This window comes from Rhodobacter sp. JA431, assembly GCF_900217725.1.
Lineage (GTDB): Bacteria > Pseudomonadota > Alphaproteobacteria > Rhodobacterales > Rhodobacteraceae > Rhodobacter > Rhodobacter aestuarii.
Genome location: NZ_OBMP01000002.1, coordinates 589,228 through 611,292 on the forward strand (window position 1 = coordinate 589,228; position 22,065 = coordinate 611,292).

The 22,065-nt window shown below is 60.2% G+C and carries 21 protein-coding genes; 8 read left to right on the forward strand and 13 right to left on the reverse strand.

Annotated elements, in window-relative coordinates; genetic code table 11:
* Nucleotides 1-25 precede the first annotated feature (25 nt).
* The gene (locus tag CRO18_RS06535) at nucleotides 26-703 is read right to left on the reverse strand and encodes an ABC transporter ATP-binding protein (protein WP_249276005.1); all 678 of its coding nucleotides are present in this window, start codon (nucleotides 701-703) and stop codon (nucleotides 26-28) included.
* 171 nt (nucleotides 704-874) lie between these two features.
* On the opposite strand from CRO18_RS06535, the gene modA reads away from it, so the two are divergent.
* From modA to CRO18_RS06550, 3 genes are read left to right on the forward strand one after another with little or no spacing between them, the layout of a single operon-like run.
* The gene (gene modA / locus CRO18_RS06540; RefSeq protein ID WP_097081496.1) at nucleotides 875-1,582 is read left to right on the forward strand and encodes a molybdate ABC transporter substrate-binding protein; all 708 of its coding nucleotides are present in this window, start codon (nucleotides 875-877) and stop codon (nucleotides 1,580-1,582) included.
* A gap of 1 nt (nucleotide 1,583) precedes the next feature.
* Nucleotides 1,584-2,270, forward strand: coding sequence for a molybdenum ABC transporter permease (locus CRO18_RS06545; RefSeq protein WP_097081497.1), 687 nt, complete (start codon nucleotides 1,584-1,586; stop codon nucleotides 2,268-2,270).
* A 9-nt stretch (nucleotides 2,271-2,279) separates the two neighbouring features.
* Nucleotides 2,280-3,080 (forward strand): TOBE domain-containing protein, encoded by an 801-nt coding sequence (locus CRO18_RS06550; protein ID WP_097081498.1) that lies wholly within the window; start codon nucleotides 2,280-2,282, stop codon nucleotides 3,078-3,080.
* A gap of 2 nt (nucleotides 3,081-3,082) precedes the next feature.
* Here CRO18_RS06550 and CRO18_RS06555 read toward each other — a convergent pair whose 3' ends face one another.
* Nucleotides 3,083-3,289 (reverse strand): molybdopterin-binding protein, encoded by a 207-nt coding sequence (locus CRO18_RS06555; RefSeq protein WP_076483116.1) that lies wholly within the window; start codon nucleotides 3,287-3,289, stop codon nucleotides 3,083-3,085.
* Between the two features lie 340 nt (nucleotides 3,290-3,629).
* Nucleotides 3,630-5,264: a SulP family inorganic anion transporter gene (locus CRO18_RS06560; protein WP_097081499.1), complete on the reverse strand. Its 1,635-nt coding sequence runs from the start codon at nucleotides 5,262-5,264 to the stop codon at nucleotides 3,630-3,632.
* A 405-nt stretch (nucleotides 5,265-5,669) separates the two neighbouring features.
* Here CRO18_RS06560 and CRO18_RS06565 point away from each other — a divergent pair, with 405 nt between their 5' ends.
* From CRO18_RS06565 to CRO18_RS06575, 3 genes are read left to right on the forward strand one after another with little or no spacing between them, the layout of a single operon-like run.
* On the forward strand, nucleotides 5,670-6,086 hold the full coding sequence (locus CRO18_RS06565) for a hypothetical protein (protein ID WP_143128605.1): 417 nt from the start codon (nucleotides 5,670-5,672) through the stop codon (nucleotides 6,084-6,086).
* Between the two features lie 18 nt (nucleotides 6,087-6,104).
* Nucleotides 6,105-6,626 (forward strand): gluconate 2-dehydrogenase subunit 3 family protein, encoded by a 522-nt coding sequence (locus CRO18_RS06570; RefSeq protein WP_097081501.1) that lies wholly within the window; start codon nucleotides 6,105-6,107, stop codon nucleotides 6,624-6,626.
* On the forward strand, nucleotides 6,617-8,260 hold the full coding sequence (locus tag CRO18_RS06575; protein ID WP_097081502.1) for a GMC oxidoreductase: 1,644 nt from the start codon (nucleotides 6,617-6,619) through the stop codon (nucleotides 8,258-8,260). Before CRO18_RS06570 ends, CRO18_RS06575 begins: the two co-directional genes overlap by 10 nt.
* A 161-nt stretch (nucleotides 8,261-8,421) precedes the next feature.
* On the opposite strand, the gene CRO18_RS06580 is transcribed toward CRO18_RS06575, so the two are convergent.
* The 7 genes from CRO18_RS06580 to CRO18_RS06605 all read right to left on the reverse strand — a co-directional run bounded on the left by CRO18_RS06580 (nucleotide 8,422) and on the right by CRO18_RS06605 (nucleotide 14,797).
* Entirely contained in the window at nucleotides 8,422-9,786 is a 1,365-nt protein-coding gene (locus CRO18_RS06580; RefSeq protein ID WP_170952576.1) for a polysaccharide biosynthesis/export family protein, read from the reverse strand.
* Nucleotides 9,787-9,838: 52 nt separating this feature from the next.
* Nucleotides 9,839-10,054, reverse strand: coding sequence for a YjbF family lipoprotein (locus CRO18_RS19235; RefSeq protein ID WP_143128606.1), 216 nt, complete (start codon nucleotides 10,052-10,054; stop codon nucleotides 9,839-9,841).
* A gap of 74 nt (nucleotides 10,055-10,128) precedes the next feature.
* Nucleotides 10,129-11,193 carry an L-idonate 5-dehydrogenase gene (locus CRO18_RS06585; RefSeq protein WP_097081503.1) on the reverse strand — a complete coding sequence of 355 codons (1,065 nt, stop codon included), beginning with the start codon at nucleotides 11,191-11,193 and terminating at the stop codon, nucleotides 10,129-10,131.
* Between the two features lie 9 nt (nucleotides 11,194-11,202).
* Nucleotides 11,203-12,480, reverse strand: coding sequence for a TRAP transporter large permease (locus tag CRO18_RS06590; RefSeq protein WP_076483110.1), 1,278 nt, complete (start codon nucleotides 12,478-12,480; stop codon nucleotides 11,203-11,205).
* Complete coding sequence (locus CRO18_RS06595; RefSeq protein ID WP_076483109.1) at nucleotides 12,480-12,989, reverse strand: TRAP transporter small permease; 510 nt, start codon at nucleotides 12,987-12,989, stop codon at nucleotides 12,480-12,482. Before CRO18_RS06595 ends, CRO18_RS06590 begins: the two co-directional genes overlap by 1 nt.
* Nucleotides 12,990-13,058: 69 nt before the next feature.
* Nucleotides 13,059-14,036, reverse strand: a complete 978-nt coding sequence (locus CRO18_RS06600; protein ID WP_076483108.1) for a TRAP transporter substrate-binding protein — start codon at nucleotides 14,034-14,036, stop codon at nucleotides 13,059-13,061.
* Nucleotides 14,033-14,797, reverse strand: coding sequence for a GntR family transcriptional regulator (locus tag CRO18_RS06605; RefSeq protein ID WP_076483107.1), 765 nt, complete (start codon nucleotides 14,795-14,797; stop codon nucleotides 14,033-14,035). The genes CRO18_RS06600 and CRO18_RS06605 overlap by 4 nt, the downstream gene beginning before the upstream one ends.
* A gap of 119 nt (nucleotides 14,798-14,916) precedes the next feature.
* Here CRO18_RS06605 and uxuA point away from each other — a divergent pair, with 119 nt between their 5' ends.
* Both uxuA and CRO18_RS06615 read left to right on the forward strand, forming a co-directional pair.
* Nucleotides 14,917-16,122, forward strand: coding sequence for a mannonate dehydratase (gene uxuA, locus CRO18_RS06610; RefSeq protein WP_097081504.1), 1,206 nt, complete (start codon nucleotides 14,917-14,919; stop codon nucleotides 16,120-16,122).
* 57 nt (nucleotides 16,123-16,179) lie between these two features.
* Nucleotides 16,180-17,076: a glycosyltransferase gene (locus CRO18_RS06615; protein WP_170952577.1), complete on the forward strand. Its 897-nt coding sequence runs from the start codon at nucleotides 16,180-16,182 to the stop codon at nucleotides 17,074-17,076.
* 32 nt (nucleotides 17,077-17,108) lie between these two features.
* Here the strand turns inward: CRO18_RS06615 and CRO18_RS06620 are convergent, their stop codons facing one another.
* From CRO18_RS06620 to CRO18_RS06630, 3 genes are all read right to left on the reverse strand, one after another.
* Nucleotides 17,109-18,011, reverse strand: coding sequence for a D-ribose ABC transporter substrate-binding protein (locus tag CRO18_RS06620; RefSeq protein WP_097081506.1), 903 nt, complete (start codon nucleotides 18,009-18,011; stop codon nucleotides 17,109-17,111).
* An 8-nt stretch (nucleotides 18,012-18,019) separates the two neighbouring features.
* Nucleotides 18,020-20,875, reverse strand: coding sequence for a hybrid sensor histidine kinase/response regulator (locus CRO18_RS06625; protein WP_170952578.1), 2,856 nt, complete (start codon nucleotides 20,873-20,875; stop codon nucleotides 18,020-18,022).
* A 264-nt stretch (nucleotides 20,876-21,139) separates the two neighbouring features.
* On the reverse strand, nucleotides 21,140-22,063 hold the full coding sequence (locus tag CRO18_RS06630; protein ID WP_083951834.1) for a response regulator: 924 nt from the start codon (nucleotides 22,061-22,063) through the stop codon (nucleotides 21,140-21,142).
* Nucleotides 22,064-22,065: the final 2 nt, after the last annotated feature.

Consider the following 22,065-nt stretch of genomic DNA (forward strand, 5'->3'; position numbering starts at 1 on the left):
AGGCAATTGGATCAAGCTGCGCGGCTTATACCCCGATACAGGCCGCTTTGTGCGACCCAATATCCTCGGTTTGCTTTGGTCGGGGAAACATCGCCAATTTCGGGGGGCGCAGCGGCACCAATCGTCCCGCTTCCAGCCGTAATACTCGGTCGGCAAGGCGCGCCGCCTCAGCCGGATCGTGGCTTGTCATCAGCGCGGTGGCGCCAAAATGGGCATGCAAGGCGCGCAGATCATCTTGCAGCCGTGCCCGCGTCTCGGGATCCAGCGCCGAAAGCGGCTCATCCAGCAACAGCAGTTTCGGTCGCCTAGCAAGCGCGCGGACCAAGGCGAGCCGTTGCTTTTGCCCGCCTGAAAGCTGCGCAGGCCGTGCCTTCGCAAGCCCCAAAAGCCCTGCGAGCGCCAGCATTTCATCCACCCGCTCTGCGCGCTCCGCCCGGGCCATACCGGGCAGCGCATAGGCTATTTGCCGCGCCGCGCTCATGTTCGGGAAAAGTGCGTAATCTTGAAACACGAAACCCAAGGACCGATCCCGCACCGGGCGCATCACCCCCGCTTTCGTATCGCACCATGTCTCGCCGCCCATCGTGACATGGCCGCTTTCGGGCTTCATCAACCCGGCGATTAATCGCATCAATGTGGTCTTTCCCGCCCCCGACGGTCCGGTCAGCACCACGAATTCCCCCGGTGCAATGCGCAGATCCACATCGAGCAAAAACCGCCCCTGGGAGCCGGAAAGCCCCTGTCGCAGGGTGGCGTGAAGGGGGCGCGGACTTGGCACGAAGTTTGGCATGGGCAGGCTCCGTTTCGCTGTATAGCCTGACTACATAGCGAAACGCTCCCTGAGTCCACCCCCACGTTCTGACAGGAGAAATCCATGCGCAAGAAGCTTGCCATCTTCGCCCTTTTGACGGTCTGTGCCACCTCTGCTTGGGCCGAAGGGCTTACTGTGGCCTCTGGCGCGGGCTACCGCCGCCCGATGGCGCAGGTCTTTGCCGCCTATGAAGCTCAAGGCGGCGAAAGCATCGGCCAAGTCTATGGGAATATGGGCCAAGTGCTTGGTCAGGCGCGTGAAAGCGGGCAAATCGCGATGGTCTGCGGCGACCGCAAGGTCTTGGCGAAGGCCGAGGGGCTCACGTTCACCCGGTTCGTGCCGCTTGGCGCGGGCAAGCTGGTGGTGGCCTATGCCAAAGGGCAAAGCCTGCGCGCGGCGGAAGACATTGCGCAAGCAAGCGTCACCCGGATCGGCATTCCCGATGCCAAGGCGGCGATTTATGGCAAAGCGGGGCGCGAATATCTGGCCGCTTCCGGCTTGGGGGATCAGGTGGGCGCGAAGCTGATCTCGGTCCAGACGGTGCCGCAGGTGACCGCCTATCTCACCACCGGCGAGGTTGAGGCTGGATTTCTCAATATCACCGATGCGATTGGCGCGGGCGAAGCCATCGGTGGCTATGTGCCTGTGGATTCAGCGCTTTATAGCCCGATTGAAATTGCCTGCGGGCTTCTGAGCGATGAAGCCAAAGGGTTTGCCGCCTTCCTTGAAACCCCAGCGGCCAAAGCGATCATGGCCGCGAACGGGCTTTGATATGGTCGGGCTCGTCGAGGTTTTGGGCGATCCGGCACTGGCCTTTCCCTTGGGGCTCAGCCTGCGGATCATGCTCGGCACGCTTTTGGTGCATGCAAGCCTTGGTGTGGCCCTTGGCTGGGCGCTTGCGCGGCGCGGTTGGTGGGGGCGTGGGGCGCTTGATGTGCTGGTGACCTTGCCGATGGTCTTCCCGCCCATCGTCTTGGGGTTTGGGCTTTTGTTGCTCTTGGGGCGGCGCGGCTTTGGCACGTGGATCGAGGCGCATCTGGGCCAAGGCTTTGTCTTCACCGAAGCGGGCGTCTTGCTGGCCTCGGTGATTGTCGGGCTACCGATGATCGTAAAACCGGTGCAAGCCGCGATCGCAGCGCTGCCCACCAACCTTGCTGAGGCCGCGCGCACGTTGGGCCATGGCGAGGCCTCGATTTTCGCTTGCGTGATCTTGCCCAATATTGCGGGGGCGGTGGCGGCGGGGCTGCTGATGGCGACCGCACGCGCTTTGGGCGAGGTCGGCGTCACGCTGATGCTCGGCGGCAATATTCTTGGCCGCACCAACACCGTTTCGCTTGAAATCTATAACGCCGTCACGGTGGGCGACTTCCACCGGGCCTTGGTCCTGTCTGCCGCTTTGGGCCTTGTCTCTGTTGCGGTGCTTTTGGTGCTGCGCCGTAAGCCCGCCCCGCTTGTTTGAGGATTTGCCATGAATGAACGACCGCTGACCGCCTCGCTCAGTTTGCATCGCCCCGGCGAAGCCCGGATCGGGCAAGACCGGATCCGCCTTCTGGCCGCGATTGAGCGCTTGGGCACCATCGCCGGGGCCGCGCGCGAACTGGGCCTGTCTTACAAAACGGCTTGGGATGCGGTGGGCACGCTCAATAACCTGTTCGACCGCCCCTTGGTCGAAGCCGCGCCGGGAGGCCGAACGGGCGGCAATGCACGGGTGACGGAGGCTGGACGGGCCTTGATTGCGGGTTTTGAGCAGCTGGAAACCACATTGGCGCAGGCGCTCACAACGCTGGAGGGCGGGGTTTGCGCCGCCCCCGAGCAGGTCTTGGAGAAACTTTGGAGCATGACAATGCACACCTCCACCCGAAACACCTTCCGCTGCACGGTCACACGGGTGACGATGGGGCCCGTCAACGCCGAGGTGGAATTGGCGCTCACCGACGGGCATCACCTGACCGCCGTCATCACCGAACGCTCGGCGGCAGAGATGCGGCTCGCACCCGGCGTTACGGTGTTTGCTTTGATCAAGGCAAGTTTCGTGATGCTAACGGCGGGGGGCGACCCGGGGCGCGTCTCGGCAAGCAACCGGCTCACGGGGCTTGTGGCGGCCCGCACCGATGGCCCGGTGAACAGCGAAATCGTGATCGACCTTGGCGCCTGCAAATCCATCACCGCTGTCATCACCCACGCCAGCGCCGAGGCTTTGGGGCTAGCGCCGGGCGTTCCCGCCACGGCGCTGTTCAAGGCGAGCCATGTGATCTTGGCCCGCCCCTAAGATTAGGCGATACCGATGATCACATCGCTCGATTTGATCACCGCGCAGGCTTTTTCACCGACCTTCAGCCCCAGATCGGCTGCGGCTTCATTGGTGATTGAAGCGGTGATCGTCGCGCCGCCGATGTCGAGTTTGACATGCGTCGTTACCTGACCCACCTCGACCGCGGTGATCGTGCCATCAAGGATATTGCGTGCGCTGAGTTTCATCGAAAAACCTTTCTTACTTCATCAAATCATCAGAGGCGCAATCGCCCCATATCCGTTTTCCGCCCACGGCAAACCTTTGACAATATAGGATGAATTTACATAACGCCGGGTAGCCTCCGGGAGCATGTAAGGCGAGGGCCTAGGGGATTGGATGGCGCAAATTCGAAGATAGCCGTGGCCCGCTTTCCCGAGCTGGCCATGATGCTACGCAGCACATTGACCTCCCGATCGCGTTTTTTTGCGCGCACACTGCGTTTCTCTGGATTTCGCTTCTGCGTGATAAGGGCCACAAAAGGGCCACTGGCACCCCCGCCAAGCCCAATGTCTTAGCGCGTTCTCTTCACAAGATTGCAGGCGGCCCCAGCGCATGAACGGCTTCCGCTACGCTGTCGAAGACGCGGTCCTTGCCCAGCACCTCCAGCACACCGCCTTGGGCAAGTTGCGCATAGGCGCGGTCGGACTCCACCCTTGCCAAAGCCACCGCCGTGCCATTGCGATGGCATTCCTCGATCAACGCGATCAAGGCCCCTGCCCCGGTCAAATCGAGCGACAAAAGGCCCGCACATTCCAAAACCAACCGCGACGGCGGCTTTGGCGCGCAGGCAAGGAAGGCGCGAATTTCCGCGACAATCCCCTCCGCCGTGACGAAATTCATCGGCGCGGTGATGCCTAGCACCAGCAGAGCGGGCACACGACCGGCGGCATCGGCCTCGGGACGGTGCCACCAAATTGTCGTGCCCGGAACCTGCGACAGGCGCACGACCTGCGTTGCGAAAAGTGGCAGTGTCGCGTGCAAGAAAGAAAGCAAAATCGCAAGTGGCAGCCCGCTTTGCAAAGGCAGCACCGTCACCAGCGCCGTGGTCGTGAGGGCAATACCGGCCTCGATCCGGCTGTGGCGCAAAAGCGTAACAAAGCTACGCAGCGGAAAGATGTGCAGTGCAACAAAGACCAAAATCCCGGCAAGCGCGGCGGCGGGCACCCGTTGCAATAGATCCGGTGCCAAAACCATGACCGCAAGCGCGACCAGCGCGGCAATGACCCCCGCAAACTGGCTCGTCGCACCGGCGTCGCGCAAGATGGCGGTGCGTGGCGGGCTGGCATTCACCGCAAAGCCACCAATCGCGGCGGCAGCCAAATTCGACAGGCCGAGCGCGCCAAGCGCATTGCGGCGGTCTTTGGGCTGATCCGCGCGTCCCTCGCGCAGCACCGCCGTGGTCTGGAAAAGACACAGGAAGGCGATCACCAGTGCCACCGGCAGCAAAGAAAGGATCGCATCGGGCGAGACCGTGAGCGGCGTAAGCCCCCAACTGCCGCCAAAGGTTTCCACACGTGGCCAGAGTGTTGCGTCTGGATCTGCAAAGGCGGCAATCGCCACAGCGGCCGCCAAGGCAACAAGCGCTGCGGGGAAGCGCGCGCTCCACGCCCGGCCAAGAACGCACAGCCCCGTGACAAGCACCGTCAACGCGAGTGGTTCAAAACGGATTGCATCGCTGGCCTGCCATAGTGCTTCAAGCGTCGCGACGGGGCTTCGCGCAGGGATCTCTATCCCAAGCGCGATGGGCAGACGGCCCACAAGAATATGCAGCGCAATCCCCGCCATCATTCCCGTCGCGACAGGCAAGGACAAAAGGCGGGCAATCCCCTCTAGGCGCAAAAGAGCCACGATGCACAAGATCACCCCGACCAGCGCCGCGATCAATGGCGCCGCCCCCGGCACGGTCGCCGCAATCAGCGCTGAGGCGATGATCGGCGAAATGCTCGAATCCGCACCGACCGAAAGAACTTTGTTCCGCGAGACCAAAACCATCACCAGCGATGCGACCGCGAAGACCGCGATCCCCTGCGCCGCGGGCAAGCCCGCCAGACGCGCAGTCGCCAATTGCTCGGGCAGAGCAAGCGCAGCCAAGGTCAGCGCGGCGATCAGATCATGGCGCAGGCTTGCCCCGCGCAGCGATACAAAGAGCCTCATGCTCATGTCTTGATCCTAAGAACGCACCGCTTCACACCAGTTTCGGCGCGATTTTTGGTCCGCAAATATAGCGCTTGGCGATCAAAGACTTGTTTTCTATCGGTTTTCATTTTGCGCGCCGCTGGTTGCTGCCCCTGTTTTGACAATAGGGCACTAAGCGCCCGCGTGAAGTGGAAACACGGCGCGCAGGGCAAACTGACACCGAAGAGAATTGGCCCCAAAGGCCGCCCGCTCGATGGGCAGAAACGCCCATTTACAAAGGCCCCAATCGGCAAAACTTGACGCAAATAAACGGAAAGCCTACGCATAAGCCTTGGGGGATGGGGTTGCACCGCAAATTATGGGCAAAGCGTGACGCCTTGGCATCCAGCCCAAACACGATTGGCGCAAAGGAATATCTAGATGGCACTCATGACTGGTTCCCATGTTAAAGCGCTGCTGCTTGCGGCGCCGTTTGTCTTTGTTGCTTCGATCGCCTCTGCCGGGGGGAGTATCCCGACGACGGTCACGACCACCAATAATGACCCCTCGCTGTTTTTGGGGATGTCTTGGACTTTTGGCAGCGGCGGCGCTCCGGGCACGCCGGGCATTACCCTGAAAGCGCTCTCGACCAACAAACGTGATAGCGGCGCGTTGACGGGCGGTGTGACCTACAACTTCGATGGCACGTTCGGCTGTGACATTGGGGTGGCCTATAACACCTCTGGCGCGACGATCACCTCGAGCTATGATATCTGCAAGCGCGGCTTCCAGATGGGTCTTGGCGCCACCAAATCGCCGACCACGACCACGACAACAAGCTACATGTACCCGGAAGAGAACCGGTAAAAACCCTCGGCCTGCCCGATGACGCCCAAAACGGTTCATACGCCGTTTTCGCAAAACAAGACGACCCGCCGCGAAGCGCTGGCACTTGCGCTTTCGGCGGGCCTGTCTGCTTTGATCGGTGTGCCTTCCACGGCACGGGCGCAAAACACCTCGGATGAGGCGGCTTTCGCCTCTCTTGGGGCTTTGCTTGATACGTTCTTGCCCGAAGATGAGCTGTCTCCCGCCGCGACAGCGGTCGGGGTTGCCACTGACTTGCGGGCCTTTCTGTCCGCAAATGGCCAACTTGAACAATTGTTCATCATCGCGCTGAACTGGATGGATGGCTTGGCGCAGGTTCCGTTCTGGCAGCTTTCCTTCGCCGAAAGAACCGAGATTCTGACCCATATGTCGGCGGCGGATTACAATCAGATCCCGGGCCGTTTTTATCATATCGCGCGCGCACTCGCGGTGGAGTTTTACTATGCGACGCCCGAGTCCCTTGCGGGGTTGGAGTTGAACCCAAGCCCGCAACCCGAGGGATACCTCCCCCCATGGAGCTAAACGGTTTACACGATGCTGTGGTCATCGGCTCCGGTGCGGGGGGCGCTGCGGCGGCGTGGCAATTGTGTGACCTTGGGTTGCGCGTGCTTTTGCTGGAAGCGGGACCGGCCTTTGACCCTGTGGTGGACTATCCGCTTGATACGCCGGGCTGGGAGCGCCGCCCGTTTCCGGTCAAATCCGGTAGCCGGGCGCAGGTTTCATGGGGCGATCTTGGAACCCTCGCGCCGGAAGACGAAGATCTGGCGGATTGGTCTCAGGCGGGGTTTCCTTGGCGCCTGCCCACTGGCAGCGCCCGCCCACCTTTAAACGAAGGCTATTTCCATGTGATGGGCGTGGGCGGCAGCACTTTGCATTTTGTTGGCGAAGCGCACCGCTTTCACCCCGATGCATTTCGGGCGGGGAGCCTGACCGGAGACGGCGCAGATTGGCCGATCGCCTATGCCGATCTGGAACCCTATTACACGCGCGTCGAACAGATGATTGGCGTCGCCGGCACGCCTGAAGACAACGGTCGGTGGCGCAGCCAGCCCTACCCCCTTCCCGCGCATCCGCTAAGCCCCGGCGCCCAAGTCCTGTTGGAAGCGGGCAAAAAGATTGGCCAAGGCTGGCAGGTCAATCCGCATTTCACGCTTTCCGAACCCTATGATGATCGCCCCCCGTGCAATTATTGCGGCCAGTGCGCGCGCGGCTGCCCCTTGGGCGACAAAGGATCAACCGATGTCTCTTTGCTGCGAAGAGCGCATGCAACCGGGCGCCTGACGCTGATCCCCTATGCAACGGTGACCCAACTTCATCCCGGGCCGGGGGGGCGCATCGAACGGGCAACGGTGATCGTGGGGGACGTCGCACAGGATGTGGAAACACCGATGGTGTTTCTTGCAGCCGGTGCCGTCCAGACGCCACGGCTTTTGCTGGCTTCGGCAAATAGGGATCATGCAGAGGGTCTTGCGAACGGCTCTGGGCAACTCGGGCGCAATTTCATGGAAACCCTGTCGCTGCGCAGTGTCGGCTTGGCAAAAGCGCCCATCCGCAGCCAGTTTGGCCTTCCCGCCGATGCAATTTGGTGGGGACCGGGGGCGCAAGGCGGGTTTCGGCTGAACCATACCACCTCCGAAACGGGGCTCAATGGCCCGATCGCCTATGCAAACCGCCTGTTGCCTGGCTTTGGAAACGACCTAAAAGCGGCGATGCGGCAGAATTTTGGGGCGGCCATCGCGGTCGGGGCCATCGGCCAAGTGGTTCCCGATGCGCGCTCGCATATTCGGCTTGATCCGCAATTGCGCGACGCGTTCGGCCAACCGATCGCGCGGATCTCCTCAGTGCTGACGCCGCAATCTATCGCCCGCCTGCGCGCCATGCGCACGGCAGCGCGCGCCGTTTTGGCCGCCGCCGACACCACGCTTGTTGAGGAAGCAAGCAGCCGAGACACTTTCTCTGCAACGCATGTTTTTGGCACGGCACGTATGGGACGCGCGGCAGAAACCTCTGTGGTCACCCCCCTCTGTCGCGCGCATGATCACGAAAATCTTTGGATCACAGATGCCTCTGTTTTCCCGTCTTCGGGCTTTGGCGAGTCGCCCTCCCTGACCATCATGGCCCTTGCCCTACGCGCTGCGGAAGCTGCTGTGACATAGAATTGCCAAAGTAACCAAAGCTTTAGCGCTCGCTCTTCATCCGTCATCCAGACCCGATCACACGCGCAAACCAACACATAGTATGGCACTGACTGGCATGCGAAAAAACGTTGGACTGCCCCATGGGCAGTCCAGATCATCAACAACAGATCCTGCCAAACTCAGTTCGAAGCTGCATTCACCGAGGAGACGATCAGCGAAGGCGTGATCGCATTCACCACATTGCCCCAATGGCGCACGGGCTGGGTCGCGACGAAAATCACATCGTTGGCGTGCAGTTCGAACCGGGTGGCCAGAAGCATTGCCGCCGCATTGCGGGCATCGAGATGCCAAGCAGTGATGGATTCGTATTCCATCGGATCGCTCGAGCCACGCAGAACGTAGATTTCCTTCAGGTTAGAGCGCGCAACGTCAAGCCCGCCGCCCGCATCATAGATCGCATCGGCCAGTGTCGCCTTGCGGTCATAGGGCAATGCATAGCGGGTCTGTTTGCTGATTTCGCCGGTGATGTACGCGTAGTCGCGCGCCTCAGCGCCCAGTTCGAGCCGTGTCGCGAAGGTATCGCGGCGCTCCTGCAATTCGCTGCGGCGCAGGCCGATCTCGGTCTGAAGGGCTTGCAGGCGCGATTGCCGTTCGGCCTGCTTGAACTCGGCCAATTTGATCTGCTCTTCGAAATAGGCCGCCGCTTTATCAAGCTCATAGGCCGTATCGACAAAGAGACTATCCCCCGCCAGAAGCGACATCCGGCCAATTTCGGGCTTCTCATAGACCGATTTGAGCGGCACTTGGTAAAGCTTGCCGGAGCGGTAAATCCGCACCACTGCCGTATCGAGATCCGCGGATTTCACGCCGCCCACGGCCGCGAGCGCTTCATCAAGATGCAGCGGTTGCAGCGTGACTGGCACGATCCCCGGATTGGAGACATCGCCGCCGATCGCGACTTTCTTCGAATTGAACTCGGTGATTTCAAGCGAGAAGGTCGGGTCAATTTGCTTGTCGAGGAAGCGTTGGAACAGCGTTGCTTCCGCATCATCCACGGTTTGGCCCGCAATTTGCACGCGCCCCACGGTGGGCACGGAAATCGAGCCATCATCTTGCACTGTATAGCCTTGCCGGGCGGTTTGTGCGGCAAGAATGCCGGTCAGTTGTTCCACCGTCGACCCCGCTTGCGGCGTGGCCAGAAGCACCACGTCGCCAATGCCGATCCGGTAGTTGGGCGTGGTCGCGGGCGGCGGCAGCCGGGTGTCGAGCCGACCCGGGCGGGTCACACGGTCAAACGCGGCGTCAGGGGCCGCGATTGGCGCCGACATCGAGCCGCTCAACCCTGCCGTTTGCCGAAAATAGCTTGGCAATTCGCGCGGTTGGTAGGGGGCCGCATTCGCCACCATCACCGATTCAGCGGTGAGGGGCAACACGCGCACCTTACCCTCGGCCGAGACCCCGGGCGAGACGGAGGAACTGTGATAGACGACGCCGCAGCCCGACAACGGGCCAACAAGAACGGTGCCCGAAAGCAGGGCGGTCATGATCAATCGCAAGTGTAACTCCAATCGCAAAACGCTCGGGCGGGACCAGTCTTCAATTACGGACGCAGGGAACCTTACGCAAGGATATCTTGCCTAACAGCGGGCTTGCCCATCGACTTGATTGTACGATCTCGCCGCGATGCGGCACAACCCAATAATAGTTAAAGAAAGCGACCAATCCGCCGCGGCACTGCGCGGTTATCATCCGCGTTGAAACCGGCGTGTCGCCAACCACCGCGCGATCTGGCCCGCCGCGATAGATCGCCACCTGAAACCTTCGCCAAAAGAATCAAAAACGCCGCCCCCGAAGGAGCGGCGCGATGTCTTCTCGCTGAGGGAGGCTCAGGGCGTGAAGACGAGTTGGACCTTCACAGCACAGCTGCGGTCTGCGGCGACCTTGATCGCCTCAAGCGCCTCGGCCCCGTCGAAGACCTGCGTGACCACCGGGGCGAGGTTGAGCGCGCGGCTGTTGATCAGTTCCACCGCTTGCGCAAACTCGGCATCAAAGCGGTGCGTGCCGATGACATTGAGTTCTTTCGCCACCAGCATGTTGAAGGGCACCGGCGTGTCGCCCATCACCCCCACCTGCACAATGGTGCCGAGCGGGCGCACGCAGGCAATCGCACTGCGCAAAGCGGGTTGTGCGGCGGAGCATTCAAAGGCGAGATCAAACTGCCCTTTGTTTTCGCCCCAAGGCGCCAAAGCCTCGGCCTCGCGCGCGACATTAATCACCTGCGTCGCGCCGACCTGACGCGCGACCTCAAGCGTGGCATCATGCAGGTCGGTGACAACGATCTCGCGTGCCCCGAAATGACGCGCGAGTGCGACGCAGAGCACGCCAATCGGCCCGGCGCCGGTCACCAGCACGCGTTTGTCCGTCAGATCGCCCGCGACCTCCAAAGCGCGGGTGATCGCGCGGCGGCACACGGCCAAAGGCTCGGCAAGTGCTGCTTCGGTCACTGGCACGCCTTGCGCAATTTTGTGGCATTGCGCGGCCCCAATCACCACGCGGTCGCGCATGAAGCCCTGTTCATGCGGCAAGAACATGGCCGAGCCTTTGAAGCGCATGTTCAGGCAATGCTGATGCTGGCCTTTGGCGCAAAACTCACATTCCCCGCAGGGGTGCGAGGGGTTCAGCGCGACCACATCGCCCTCGGCCAAGCCCTGCACCCCCTCGCCAAGCGCGACGATGCTCCCCGCCGCCTCATGGCCCAAAATGATCGGCTCGCGCACGCGGATCGTGCCGATGCCGCCTTCGGAATGGTAATGCAGATCGGAGCCGCAAAACCCTACGGCGCCAATAGCGACCATCACCATGCCCGGGCCGGGCGTGGGCATGGGTTCGGTTTCAAGGCGCAGGTCGTTTTGTCCATGCAGCCGGACGATGCGGTTGAGCGCTTGGGTCATCGGGAAAGCCTAGTTGGAGAGAAGATTGGGGAGCCACGTGCTGAAGAAGGGCACGTAAGACACGAGCATCAGCACGATGAGGTTGGTGAGCAGGAACGGCCAGATCGCCTTGGTGATTTGCGCCAGCGAAATTCGCCCAATGCCTGCACAGATGAACAGGCACACCCCCACCGGCGGGGTGGTGAGGCCAATCATCAGGTTTAGCACGGCGAAGGTCGCGAAATGGATCGGGTCAATGCCGACACCTTGCGCCAGCGCGAGCAGCGGCACGAACAAAATGATCAGCGCCGCGATCGTTTCCATGAACATACCCATGAACAACAGCACGAGGTTGATCAGCAAGATCACCACATATTTGTTCGTCGTGATCGACAGCACCGTTTCCGCGATCATCTGCGGGATGCGCTCAGAAACCAAAATCCAGCCAAACACATTGGCGAGCCCAACCAAGAGCAAGATCGAAGCGGCAGAGACGGCGCTGTCGATCAAGATGCGCGGCACGGCGCTCAGTTTCAGACCACGGTAGATGAAGGCCCCGACGACAAAGGCGTAGATCGAGGCCACAACGGCGGTTTCCGTGGGCGTCGCAAAGCCCGAAAGCATGCCGCCAATGATCAGAAGCGTCATCGACACGGCCCAAAACGCGCCAAGGAAGGCTTTGCCCAACTCGCCAAAGCCTTGCCACGGCTGGCGCGGGAAATTGCGGCGCTGCGCGATGATCCAAGCCGTGATCATCATGGCAACGCCCATCAAAACGCCCGGAAGCGCGCCGGCGATGAACATCTTGCCCACCGAAATGCCCGAGAGCGTGCCGACAATGATCATCGGCACCGAGGGCGGAATGATCGGCCCCACGGTTGAAGAGGCAGCGGTGATTGCCGCTGAAAACTCAACCGGATAGCCCGCTTTCTTCATGCCGGGGATCATCATCCCCCCGATTGACGCCGCATCGGCGGCAGCGGTGCCCGAGACACCGCCAAACAGCATCGAAGCGGCAACGTTGGTCAGCCCCAAGCCGCCGCGCATCCAGCCCACCATGGCTTGCGCCAGCCGCACGATCCGGGTGGTGATGCCGCCTTCATTCATCAGGTTCCCCGCAAGGATAAAGCCCGGAATGCAAAGCAAAACAAAGGTGTCGATGCCCGCATACATTTTTTGCGGGATCGTCACGAGCGGGATGCCCGCCTCAAGCAGATAGGCGACCGAGGCCACCCCAAGCGTCACCGCCACCGGCACGCCCAAAATCAGGCCGAGCACGAAAACGCCCAGTAGAAGTGCAAGGCCCATCAGATATCCTCCAGATTGTCGGGGCGGCCCTTTTCCGTCCCGGCGAGCATGCCGATCACGCGCAAGGTGGCGACCGTGCCAAGCACCGCCAGCGTCACCAGCGCGGAGGCGTGGATCCAGTTCATGTGAATGCCCAGGGCCGGCGCGGTTTGGCGCGCGCCAATGCGCATGAAGAAGGCCGCAGAGGGCAGAAGCGAAAAGGCGAAGACCGCCGTTAGCGCAGCCGAGAAAAGCCGCAGCCGCCACGGCCAAGGCTCCGGCAACGCCTCGCAGAAAATATCAACATTGACGAGCGCGCCAGAGCGCAGCCCAAGCCCGGCGCCAAAGGCCACAAGCCACAAAAGCGCAAAGCGGGTCAGTTCTTCGGACCAGATCACCGAGTCGATCACGCCCGAGCGCCCCAAAAGCTGGATCACCACAGCGATGATGATGACAAGAAAGGCGAGCCCGGTGGCGATACGCGCCACCCATGTAAGGCCAAGGCTCAGTGTTTTTATGAGGCGTTGCATCGGGGGTCTCCTGCCCGGTCCGAAAAACGGGGGACGCGATGCGCCCCCCGCTCATGATGCCGGATCGGCTTACTTGTCGAAGAGTTTCTCAACCTCGGGACGGATCTCATCGGAAACCGAGGAGAGAACCGCATCTTTGGCGGCGGCGGCGAAGGCCGGGCCATCCACATCGACGAAGGTCACGCCAAGCGCTTCCAGTTCCCCCACGAGTTGGGCTTCCTGCGCGGTGAAAAGCTCGCGCTCATAGGCTTGCGCGGCGGCGGCGGCATCCATGACGGCGGCTTGATCTTCGGCCGAGAGTTTTTCCCACGAAAGTTCCGAAATCGTCAGATAGATCCACGAACGCACGTGCTCGGTCTTGTTGATGTATTTCTGAACTTCGTTGAAGTTGGCCGATTTGATCAGCGCGAGCGGGTTCTCTTGCGCCTCGATGGTGCCGTTTTGCAGAGAGGTGAAGACTTCCGAGAAGGCCATCGGCGTCGGGTTCGCGCCAAGCGCTTTCCAAACGTTGAGGAACAGCGGCACGTTCGGCACGCGCATTTTCAGCCCATCAAGCTCGGCGGGCGAGGTGATCGGACGGTTCGAGGTCAGATCGCGCGGCCCACGGGCGAAGTAAGCAATCGGGCGGATGCCCACGTTTTCAACGATTTGCGCTTCAATCCGGTCGCCGAGTTCGCCCGAGGCGATGGCATCCATTTCTTCCAGCGAGCCATAGGCATAGGGCACGGCGAGCAGCGCGGCCATCGGCGCCCAGTTTTGCAGCGATTCCCCGGTGATCGTCATATCGGCCGTGCCAAGCTGCATGCCGTTGATGACATCCATCTCTTTGCCGAGCGTTTCGTTCGGATACACTTCCACAGCCACACGGCCTTCGGTGCGCGCAGCGACTTCTTCGGCAAATTTCACCGAGGCGAGGTGCCAGGTGTTTTGCTCGTTCGCCGGGTGACCCAGCTTGAGCGTGACATCTTGCGCAAAGGCCGCAGCCGAAAGGGCTGCAGTGGCAAGGCTGGCTGCCAGCAGGGTCTTAAGCGATTTGGCGACGGTCATGGTTTCCTCCCTTGGGTCGCTTCGGGGTCTGGCCGGAGTGGCCGGTTTTGGCTCAGGTCAGGGTTATTGTCCTGAGGTTCGAAAAACTGCGGGCAGGCTTCGCGGATCGCGGGCAGGTCCGACAGGATCATTTGCAAGTGGTGGCGGATGGCGCCTTCGGCGGCGTTAGGGTCGCGCGCATCAATCGCCTCCACCACGGCGGTATGCTGGGTCACAAGGTGATCGACGGGCATCCGTGCGGTGGTCAGCTGGCGCACCCGGTCAAGCTGCGACTTCACCCCATCAATCACGCCCCAAGCGCTGGGGCGCCCTGCCCCTTCGGCCAAGGTGCGGTGAAACAGATCGTCGAGCGTGACGAAAACCGCCGGATCATCACCGCGCGCGCGTTTTTGCGCTTCGAGCTGGCTGCGCAATTCTTCGACCAAACCGGGGGCCGGCGCACGGGCACAGGCTTTGACGATATCCGCCTCAATCGCTTCCCGGACGAAACGGGAATCCAGCACATTGGCGATATTGATCTTGCGCACGAAGGTGCCGCGCTGCGGGCGCACCTCCACCAAACCCTCTTCGGCGAGTTTGATGAACACTTCCCGCACAGGCTGGCGGCTCACACCGTAGCGCAAGCCGATTTCGGATTCAGACAGCCGCATACCGGGCTCTAAAGCATTGGAAACGATAGACCAGCGGATCAGCCGCGCCAACTGCGGCCCTACAGGCGCAGTCGGATCTAGGCGTGCCGGGTCGGGGCGCGTCTTGGTCATTCTCTCCTCCTGAGGCAGACCATGCGCCATACTTCCATACTAGTCAACACATTCCCCAGCATGCTAGGAAAAGCGCGAGGAACGCCCCATCCGGGCGACGACATAGGGGAGGAGAAGACATGCGTCAGACCTGGCGTTGGTTTGGGCCGCAAGACCGTGTGAGCATTGATGATATGATGCAAGCCGGGGTCGAAGGCGTGGTTTCGGCGCTCCATCATGTGCCGACTGGAACGGTCTGGACCCCCGAAGAAATTGCCCACCGCCAAGCTGAAATTGCCACCCGGCGCGATGGCCGCCCCTCGGGGTTAAACTGGGAAGTGGTCGAATCTCTGCCCGTGTCGGAAGACATCAAAAAGCAGCAAGGCGATTGGAAAGCCCATATCGCGGCGTGGAAAAGCTCGATGCAGAACCTGCACGCCGCCGGGATCGAGGTGATCTGCTATAATTTCATGCCGGTCTTGGATTGGACGCGCACCAATCTGGCGTGGGAGCGCCCCAATGGCGCGCGTTGCATGCGCTTTGATCTGATCGACTTCGCCGCGTTCGATATTCATATCCTCGCGCGCAAAGGCGCTGCCGAAAGCTTCCCGCCCGAAGTGGTTGAAGCGGCGCAAAAACGTTTTGCAGAGATGACCGAAGCCGAGAAAACCTTGATCGCGGGGAATGTCGTCTTTGGTCTGCCGGGCGCGGCAGAGCGATTCACGCTGGAAGATGTGCGTGCGCATCTGGCCGAATATGATGCGATTTCAGAGCCGCAATTGCAGCGCCACATGATCGACTTCCTCTCTGAGGTCGCGCCGCTTGCGCAAGAACTGGGCATGCGGTTGTGCTGCCACCCGGATGATCCGCCCTTCCCGCTTCTGGGCCTTCCCCGGATCATGTCGAGCGAGGCGCATTACCGCACCATTCTGGAGGCTGTCGATCTGCCCGCAAACGGGGTCACGCTGTGCACCGGCTCACTCGGCGCGCGGCCCGACAATGACCCGGTGAAGATCTTTGAGGCTTTGGCGGACCGGGTGCATTTCTTGCATCTGCGTAATGTCCGGATCGAGGGCACGGCGGTGATGAACTCCTTCTTTGAGGATGAGCATCTGAGCGGGCACACCGACATGGTGGCAATGATGCGCGCCGTGGTGGCGGAGGAAGCGCGGCGGCGCGACGCTGGGCGGACAGATTGGTCGATCCCGATGCGGCCCGACCACGGGCAAGACATTCTCGATGACATTGGCCGCGAAGCGCAGCCCGGTTACCCCGCGATTGGTCGCCTGAAAGGCCTCGCAGAACTGCGCGGCCTCTACCACGCCTTCACGCGCGCGAGCGCCTAAGAAGGCCGATCCTTCAAGCGCGGCAGCGGGCGCCATAGACCCTGCGCTGCCGCGGCTTTGTGGATATTGGCAAGGCCCCTACTCTCCCCTAGCCTCGCTCTGCGCTGGGGAAGGATACCGTTTATGAAAACCTTGATCGCGGTTCCGGCGTTCAACAGGCTTGATCGCCTGCGCGACACGATGAGCACGGTGTTTGAACTCGACGGGCTCACCCATGCGGATCTGGTGATTTTCAATGATGGCAGCACAGATTACAGCCATAGTGACCTTACGCAAGAATTCGCCCCGCAGGCACAGATCGTCTCTTCGCCCACCAACAGCGGCCGCGCGGATTTCGCGGTTCATGCGATTTTCAACCATTTCGCACAGAGCGACTACCAGCGCCTATTTCTGTGCGACAGCGATCTGATCGTCTCCTCTTCTGCGCTTACCTTTGTGGACGCGCATTTTTCCCAAACCGAGGGCATTCTGTCTTTGCTCAACGCCTCGGCCCATCCAGCCTACGCCTCAACGGATGCCACCGACATGGTTGTCAAACACAGTATTGGCTTTGCAGGAACCGTTTGGTCGCAAGAGGTGGTTGCCGAGGTTCTGCGCCATGTTCCCCAATCAACCTGTTATGATTGGGACATCTGTACCTACATGCGCGGAAGGCGGAAAATCTACTGCGCCACAAAATCTCAGGTTCAGCATTTTGGCACGCATGGGCAGAACTCCACCGGCAGTTCCTTCGATTTTGGTGAAGGCTTCACACCAACCGGTCAGGCCGCCATTTCGCGATCGCTCGCCAATCTGGAGCGTCTTGTCTTTGAATTGAAAGCGCAAACACAGCAGCACACCGCCGAGAATACCGCGCTGAGGAAACGGCTGCGAAGAACGGCCAAGCTACAAGCGCTCGGGCTGGCTCTAGGGGCCACCGCGATCACAGCCGTGGCGCTTTGGGGAACCCTCTAAAAGCTGAACAGTCCCCGCTGATCTCCGGCGTTTTAGCCCGTCGCCCCACCACCGATAACATGGCAGGGAAACAGGAACGGGGCCTCGACCTTGGGCAGTTCTTCGCCCTTCAAGAGCCGGTCCATCATATCCACGGCATTTTGCGTGATCTGCTCCAGGGGCTGGGCAATCGTGTAGCTCATGTCCCCCCGGGTGATGCGCTCTTGGGCCTCGAAAGTGCCATCAAAGCCGCCAATGATCACGAATTGCGCCCGATCATAATTCGCAAGCGCATCAATTGCGCCAAGCGCCATCGTATCATTGGCCGAGAGCACGCCATCAAAATGCGCCCCGGTTTCAAGCAATGCAGAGACTTTCCGAAACGCGGTCTGTCTGTCCCAGCCCGCGCTCATCGCTTTCAACCGCTGCAATTTGGGGTATTCCGGCAAAACCGATTCGAACCCTTGGCGGCGCAGTTGTGAATTCAGATCGCTATCGGGGCCATCCAACTGCACGAATGTGCCCGCCCCCTGCATTTCGGTCACGAATTGCTGCGCGGCCAACCGCCCGCAAGCCTCGTTATCTGACAGAAATTGCGCCGTAACGCTGGCAGAGTTCAGCTTGGCATTGAGTACAAAAACGGGGACACCGCGCGCGACCACCTCGTCCACCGCGCTGGCCGAATTTTCCAGATGCGCAGGGTCCAGTAAAATCGCGGCACTGCCGCTTTCGACCGCGCGCTGAAGCAAGGCCGTTTCCGTGGTCAAATCACCCGAATGCGCAAAAACACGCACGTCATAGCCCAGTTTCCGCGCGTAGCGTTTTGCCAATTCCCCCTCTTCGAACCAGAACTCGTTCGAGGGTTCATTGACGATGATCGAGATTTCAACGGCCCTCACCGGGGCGGCAAAAACCGCTGCACAGGCCAGCACCGAAGCAAAGAAAAACTGCCGCATGGTCCCCCCTAGGCCGATTTTGCAAGGTTTTGGGCGGTATCAAGCACCCGTACAAAATTGCCGAAACTGCGCCGCAAGGCATCGGCATAAGACAAGGCCATGATCCGCGATGGCTCTGCGGCGCGCGCCTCCGCTTCGAGCAACTCGGCCACTTCCGCCATCGCCATCGCCCCAACCATTTTTGAAGAGCTTTTCAACGTGTGCGCGACGAGCCGGACATTGTCATAATTGCGGGCGTCAATGTCGAAGTCGATCGCGCCCAACTGCCCCGGTACACCATCTAGGAATGTCTGCAAAAGCTGCACGAAAGCCTCCCCCAACATCTCTTTCGTTTCAAGCATCACCGCAGTGGCAACGATCTCGGCGCGCGGGCGATATTCGGGGAGTGTCTCTTCCTTCGTCGCTTCGGGCGCAGCTTGCACGGCGTTGCCCTCCAATTCATCGAGGGTTTCTAACCCTGTCAGCGCGGGGGGCGGCTCCGCCACGGGCACCGCAGGCGGTATGTCGTCATCGTCGATCAGCACCTTCTGCGCGTCGATGGGTTCCACAAGCATCGGGGGCTGTGGCGGCGGGGCTTCCGGTTCTTGAGCTTCAGGTTTTGCAGGGGATTTCGCTCTCCAGCCGCGCAAAAGCTCTTTGAATTTGGCTTCCACATCGCCTTGGCGCACAGGCTTGGAGAGGAAAGAATCCATTCCCGCGGCGAGGCATTTTTCACGGTCGCCTTTTTGCGCATTGGCGGTGAGCGCAATGATCGGACGGCGCTTCACCCGCCGCTCCTGCATTGCCTCGCGCAGTTTTCGCGCCGTCTCATAGCCATCCATGATCGGCATCTGACAATCGAGCAAAATCACATCCCAGTCGGCCCCAGAGCCAAAAGTCTCAATCGCCTCTTGCCCATTCCATGCCGTACCAACCTCGCAGCCCATTTTGCCCAAAAGCGAGGTGCCATACATCTGGTTGACCTTGTCGTCATCCACCAGCAGCACCCGCAGCCCGTCATAGCGCACTTTCGGCGGTTGGATCGGCTGGGTCATCGCCGTGTCGGGGCCAGAACTAAAGAACCAATGCTGGAAGGCAGAGGCGATATTTTGCGTCAGGGTCACTGCCGTATGCGGAGAGGCCACAAAGAAATCCGCCGCCGCTTGTTCTTCTTTGCTCAAGGGTTGCGTGTTGCGCACCGAAGAGCGGACGATCGCGATTTTAATCTTGGAGAATTCTTCACGCCCGGCGCAGTAAGCGCGGATTGCAGCGGCGGTTGGCGCATCGCCCGCCAAAACAAGACCGATGGGCTCGTTCCGTTCCAACGCGCCCTCCAAAACATGCCGCGCCGCATCGACCGTGAAAGCGCTGATCGGCTGCGCGCCCACCGTTTCAAGCTCGATGATCGCCGCCAATCTGCGTGGCGTATCGGGCATCACCACCAGCATGTTTTGCAGCCCCAGAATGCAGCGCTCCTTACGCAATACCGGGGTGTGGGTGTCGGCCTCAAGCCGCAGTTCAAACCCAAAGGCCGACCCTTTGCCAACTTCCGAACGCACACGAATATCGCTGTCCATTGCCAGAAGCATTTCGCGCGTGATCGCAAGCCCAAGCCCGGTGCCCCCATAATTGCGCGTGGTCGAACTATCGGCCTGCTCAAAGGGTTTGAAGATCGTCTCCAGCCGCTCAGCCGGAATACCAACACCGGTATCTTCCACCGTAAACCGGAACACCGCGCGCTCATTGCTGTCTTTCTCGATCACATCCACCCGCAGCGTGACGCTGCCCTCATTGGTGAATTTGATCGCGTTTGACATCAGGTTGGTCAGGATTTGGCGCAGCTTCATATCGTCCACCTGCACCGAGATACAGGCGTCCAACGGCATAATTGCCACCAATTCGATCTGTTTATCTGAGGCCAACACGCCAACGGCATTGATCACATTCGAAACCAATTCCCCCAGATCCATGATCTGCGGGTCCAACACCACTTCGCGGGCCTCAATCTTGGAAAAGTCGAGGATCTGGTTGATCAGTGCCAGCAGGTTCTCGGCCGAATGGTTTAGCGTTTGCACATTCCTGCGTTGCTCGTCATCCAACTTCGTATCAAGCAACAAATCCGACATGCCGATAATCCCGTTGAGCGGCGTGCGCATCTCGTGGCTCATCGTCGCCAAAAAGCGGGTCTTTTGATAATTCGCCTCGGCCGAGATTTGCGCCGCTTTACGGCTCAACCGGATTTGGCGCAGCGTCAGATAGGCCGAGGCCGACAAAAGCACCATCATGGCGACAAAAACCAATTGGTTCGCGAGCTTCTCTTCGACGAAAAAGGTCCAAAACGGCGTATTTTCGTATTGCACCGCAAGCGAAAACGTCATCGGGCCTTCGGTCAGGGTCAGCGGTTCTTCTGCGCTAAAACCGGGCATCCGCGCATGCCGGAAAAGCGTTGTCTCTCCACTCTCTTCAACCAGTGCCACACGCGTGATCCAGCTTTCCAGCGGCAGCGAGGCAAACAGCAAGAACCGCCGAATGCTGAAGGTGGCAAAGACAATCCCCTTTTCGTCGCCGTTATGGGAGCTGGTGGAGACTTGGCGCAAAAGCGTGACCAGATCGGTATTCGCGCTTTGCTCGGCCAAAACGCCGCCCACAAGCACATCACGCTGAAGGCCGCGTCCGGCCTCAACATCTTCCAATAGCTTCCGAACTTGGGGGCTTAAGTCTTTCATTTCGAATGTTGGCGCGTTCGGCATATTGCCAACCATCATGATCGGCCCGCTCCCCGCACTGGGCAGCCAACCATAGCCATGCGCAAAATCGGTCCCATGCGCGACAGCTACGGCAGAAAACGCCTCAAACTCTTCTAAAGTCACCTCATGCGACGACATGATGAGCGAACGCAGGGCCAAAACCCGCCCGGATGATTTTTGAAAAGGGTCTTCAAGCTGCTTCGATATTTCTTCTGAAATATGAACGTTCTGACCTGCTACATATTCCTCGTAATCGGCTCGTAAAAAGTAGACATTCAAGCCAACAATCGTCAACACACCCAATACAGCGACCAAGGACCAACGCAACCACCATGTATCGGCGTATTTTCCTTTATTTGCCGCAGCGCCAGCAAGGCCTTCAGAAAAGGGCATCGAACCGCCTCACCACTCAAAAGTCGCATTATACCGCATGAAAGCGATGGCGCGGTTCCCGGCCTCGTTGAATTTCAAATCATCGAAAGCCATGGCCTTTGCTCGCGCGATGCCCCGACCATGCGATGCACTTGAACGCGACAGGTCCAGCGTCGTAAATTCGCTCCAATTGAAGCCCGCGCCCGGGTCATCGACGATCAGCATCATCCCATCGTCCCGGCGCGAAATCGCGGCGGTTGCGCGGGTATCGGGGTTCTGGATCAGCCGTTCCTTGATGCTCTGCGAAAGCTGCCCTTCCTCAAGCAACCGCCCCTTTTCCTCAAAACCGATCGCGCAAATCCCATGCTCTACCGCATTGAGCAAAAGCGCCCCAATGCCATCGACACTGCGATCAGGATCCGGAAAATAATTCGCGATGGTGGCAGCCAATGCCGTGGCTTCGCGCGGGGTGCGGAACGTCCATTTCGCGGCTTCGCACAGGTCAAAGCCAACTTGCGGCACCGTTTCATGCACGAGGGCGGTGCTTTCGCTTGCCTGCCGCAAAGCTGCCGCCAGAACCGAAGACAAAACGCCCACATGCGCCGGTTTGTGCAGGTAGTAAAAGACCCCCGCATCAATGCCTTCGCGGATTTCTTTCGGATCATCTGAGCCCGTCACCATAATCACAGGAATCCGAGCGAACTGCTTCTTTTCTTTCAGGTGATGGACGACATCCATGCCGCTCAAGCCGGGCATTTGTCGATCCAACAACAAAACTTGCGGCACAGAGCCCTGCTCCATCATCTCAAGCGCCGCCGAACCGCTGGTGGCGGTAAGCGTTTGATAGCCAAGCTTCTTGAGAAGCTCGGAAATCATCAACAATGCCACAGGATCATCATCCACCGCCATAATGGTGGAGGCGACCTTAAAGCTCTCTGATCCTGCTTCCAACATAT

Excerpts from the sequence above, each read along its gene's own strand:
- CRO18_RS06620 (WP_097081506.1), bottom strand. The coding sequence starts at position 18,011 with ATGCGGCAGTTTTTCTTTGCTTCGGTGCTGGCCTGTGCAGCGGTTTTT.
- CRO18_RS06630 (WP_083951834.1), bottom strand. The coding sequence starts at position 22,063 with ATGTTGGAAGCAGGATCAGAGAGCTTTAAGGTCGCCTCCACCATTATG.
- CRO18_RS06560 (WP_097081499.1), bottom strand. The coding sequence starts at position 5,264 with ATGAGCATGAGGCTCTTTGTATCGCTGCGCGGGGCAAGCCTGCGCCAT.
- CRO18_RS06580 (WP_170952576.1), bottom strand. The coding sequence starts at position 9,786 with ATGACCGCCCTGCTTTCGGGCACCGTTCTTGTTGGCCCGTTGTCGGGC.
- modA (WP_097081496.1), top strand. The coding sequence starts at position 875 with ATGCGCAAGAAGCTTGCCATCTTCGCCCTTTTGACGGTCTGTGCCACC.
- CRO18_RS06550 (WP_097081498.1), top strand. The coding sequence starts at position 2,280 with ATGAATGAACGACCGCTGACCGCCTCGCTCAGTTTGCATCGCCCCGGC.
- CRO18_RS06570 (WP_097081501.1), top strand. The coding sequence starts at position 6,105 with ATGACGCCCAAAACGGTTCATACGCCGTTTTCGCAAAACAAGACGACC.
- CRO18_RS06600 (WP_076483108.1), bottom strand. The coding sequence starts at position 14,036 with ATGACCGTCGCCAAATCGCTTAAGACCCTGCTGGCAGCCAGCCTTGCC.
- CRO18_RS06590 (WP_076483110.1), bottom strand. The coding sequence starts at position 12,480 with ATGGGCCTTGCACTTCTACTGGGCGTTTTCGTGCTCGGCCTGATTTTG.
- CRO18_RS06575 (WP_097081502.1), top strand. The coding sequence starts at position 6,617 with ATGGAGCTAAACGGTTTACACGATGCTGTGGTCATCGGCTCCGGTGCG.
- CRO18_RS06595 (WP_076483109.1), bottom strand. The coding sequence starts at position 12,989 with ATGCAACGCCTCATAAAAACACTGAGCCTTGGCCTTACATGGGTGGCG.
- CRO18_RS06555 (WP_076483116.1), bottom strand. The coding sequence starts at position 3,289 with ATGAAACTCAGCGCACGCAATATCCTTGATGGCACGATCACCGCGGTC.
- CRO18_RS06585 (WP_097081503.1), bottom strand. The coding sequence starts at position 11,193 with ATGACCCAAGCGCTCAACCGCATCGTCCGGCTGCATGGACAAAACGAC.
- CRO18_RS06625 (WP_170952578.1), bottom strand. The coding sequence starts at position 20,875 with ATGTCGTCGCATGAGGTGACTTTAGAAGAGTTTGAGGCGTTTTCTGCC.
- CRO18_RS06565 (WP_143128605.1), top strand. The coding sequence starts at position 5,670 with ATGACTGGTTCCCATGTTAAAGCGCTGCTGCTTGCGGCGCCGTTTGTC.
- CRO18_RS06545 (WP_097081497.1), top strand. The coding sequence starts at position 1,584 with ATGGTCGGGCTCGTCGAGGTTTTGGGCGATCCGGCACTGGCCTTTCCC.
- uxuA (WP_097081504.1), top strand. The coding sequence starts at position 14,917 with ATGCGTCAGACCTGGCGTTGGTTTGGGCCGCAAGACCGTGTGAGCATT.
- CRO18_RS06605 (WP_076483107.1), bottom strand. The coding sequence starts at position 14,797 with ATGACCAAGACGCGCCCCGACCCGGCACGCCTAGATCCGACTGCGCCT.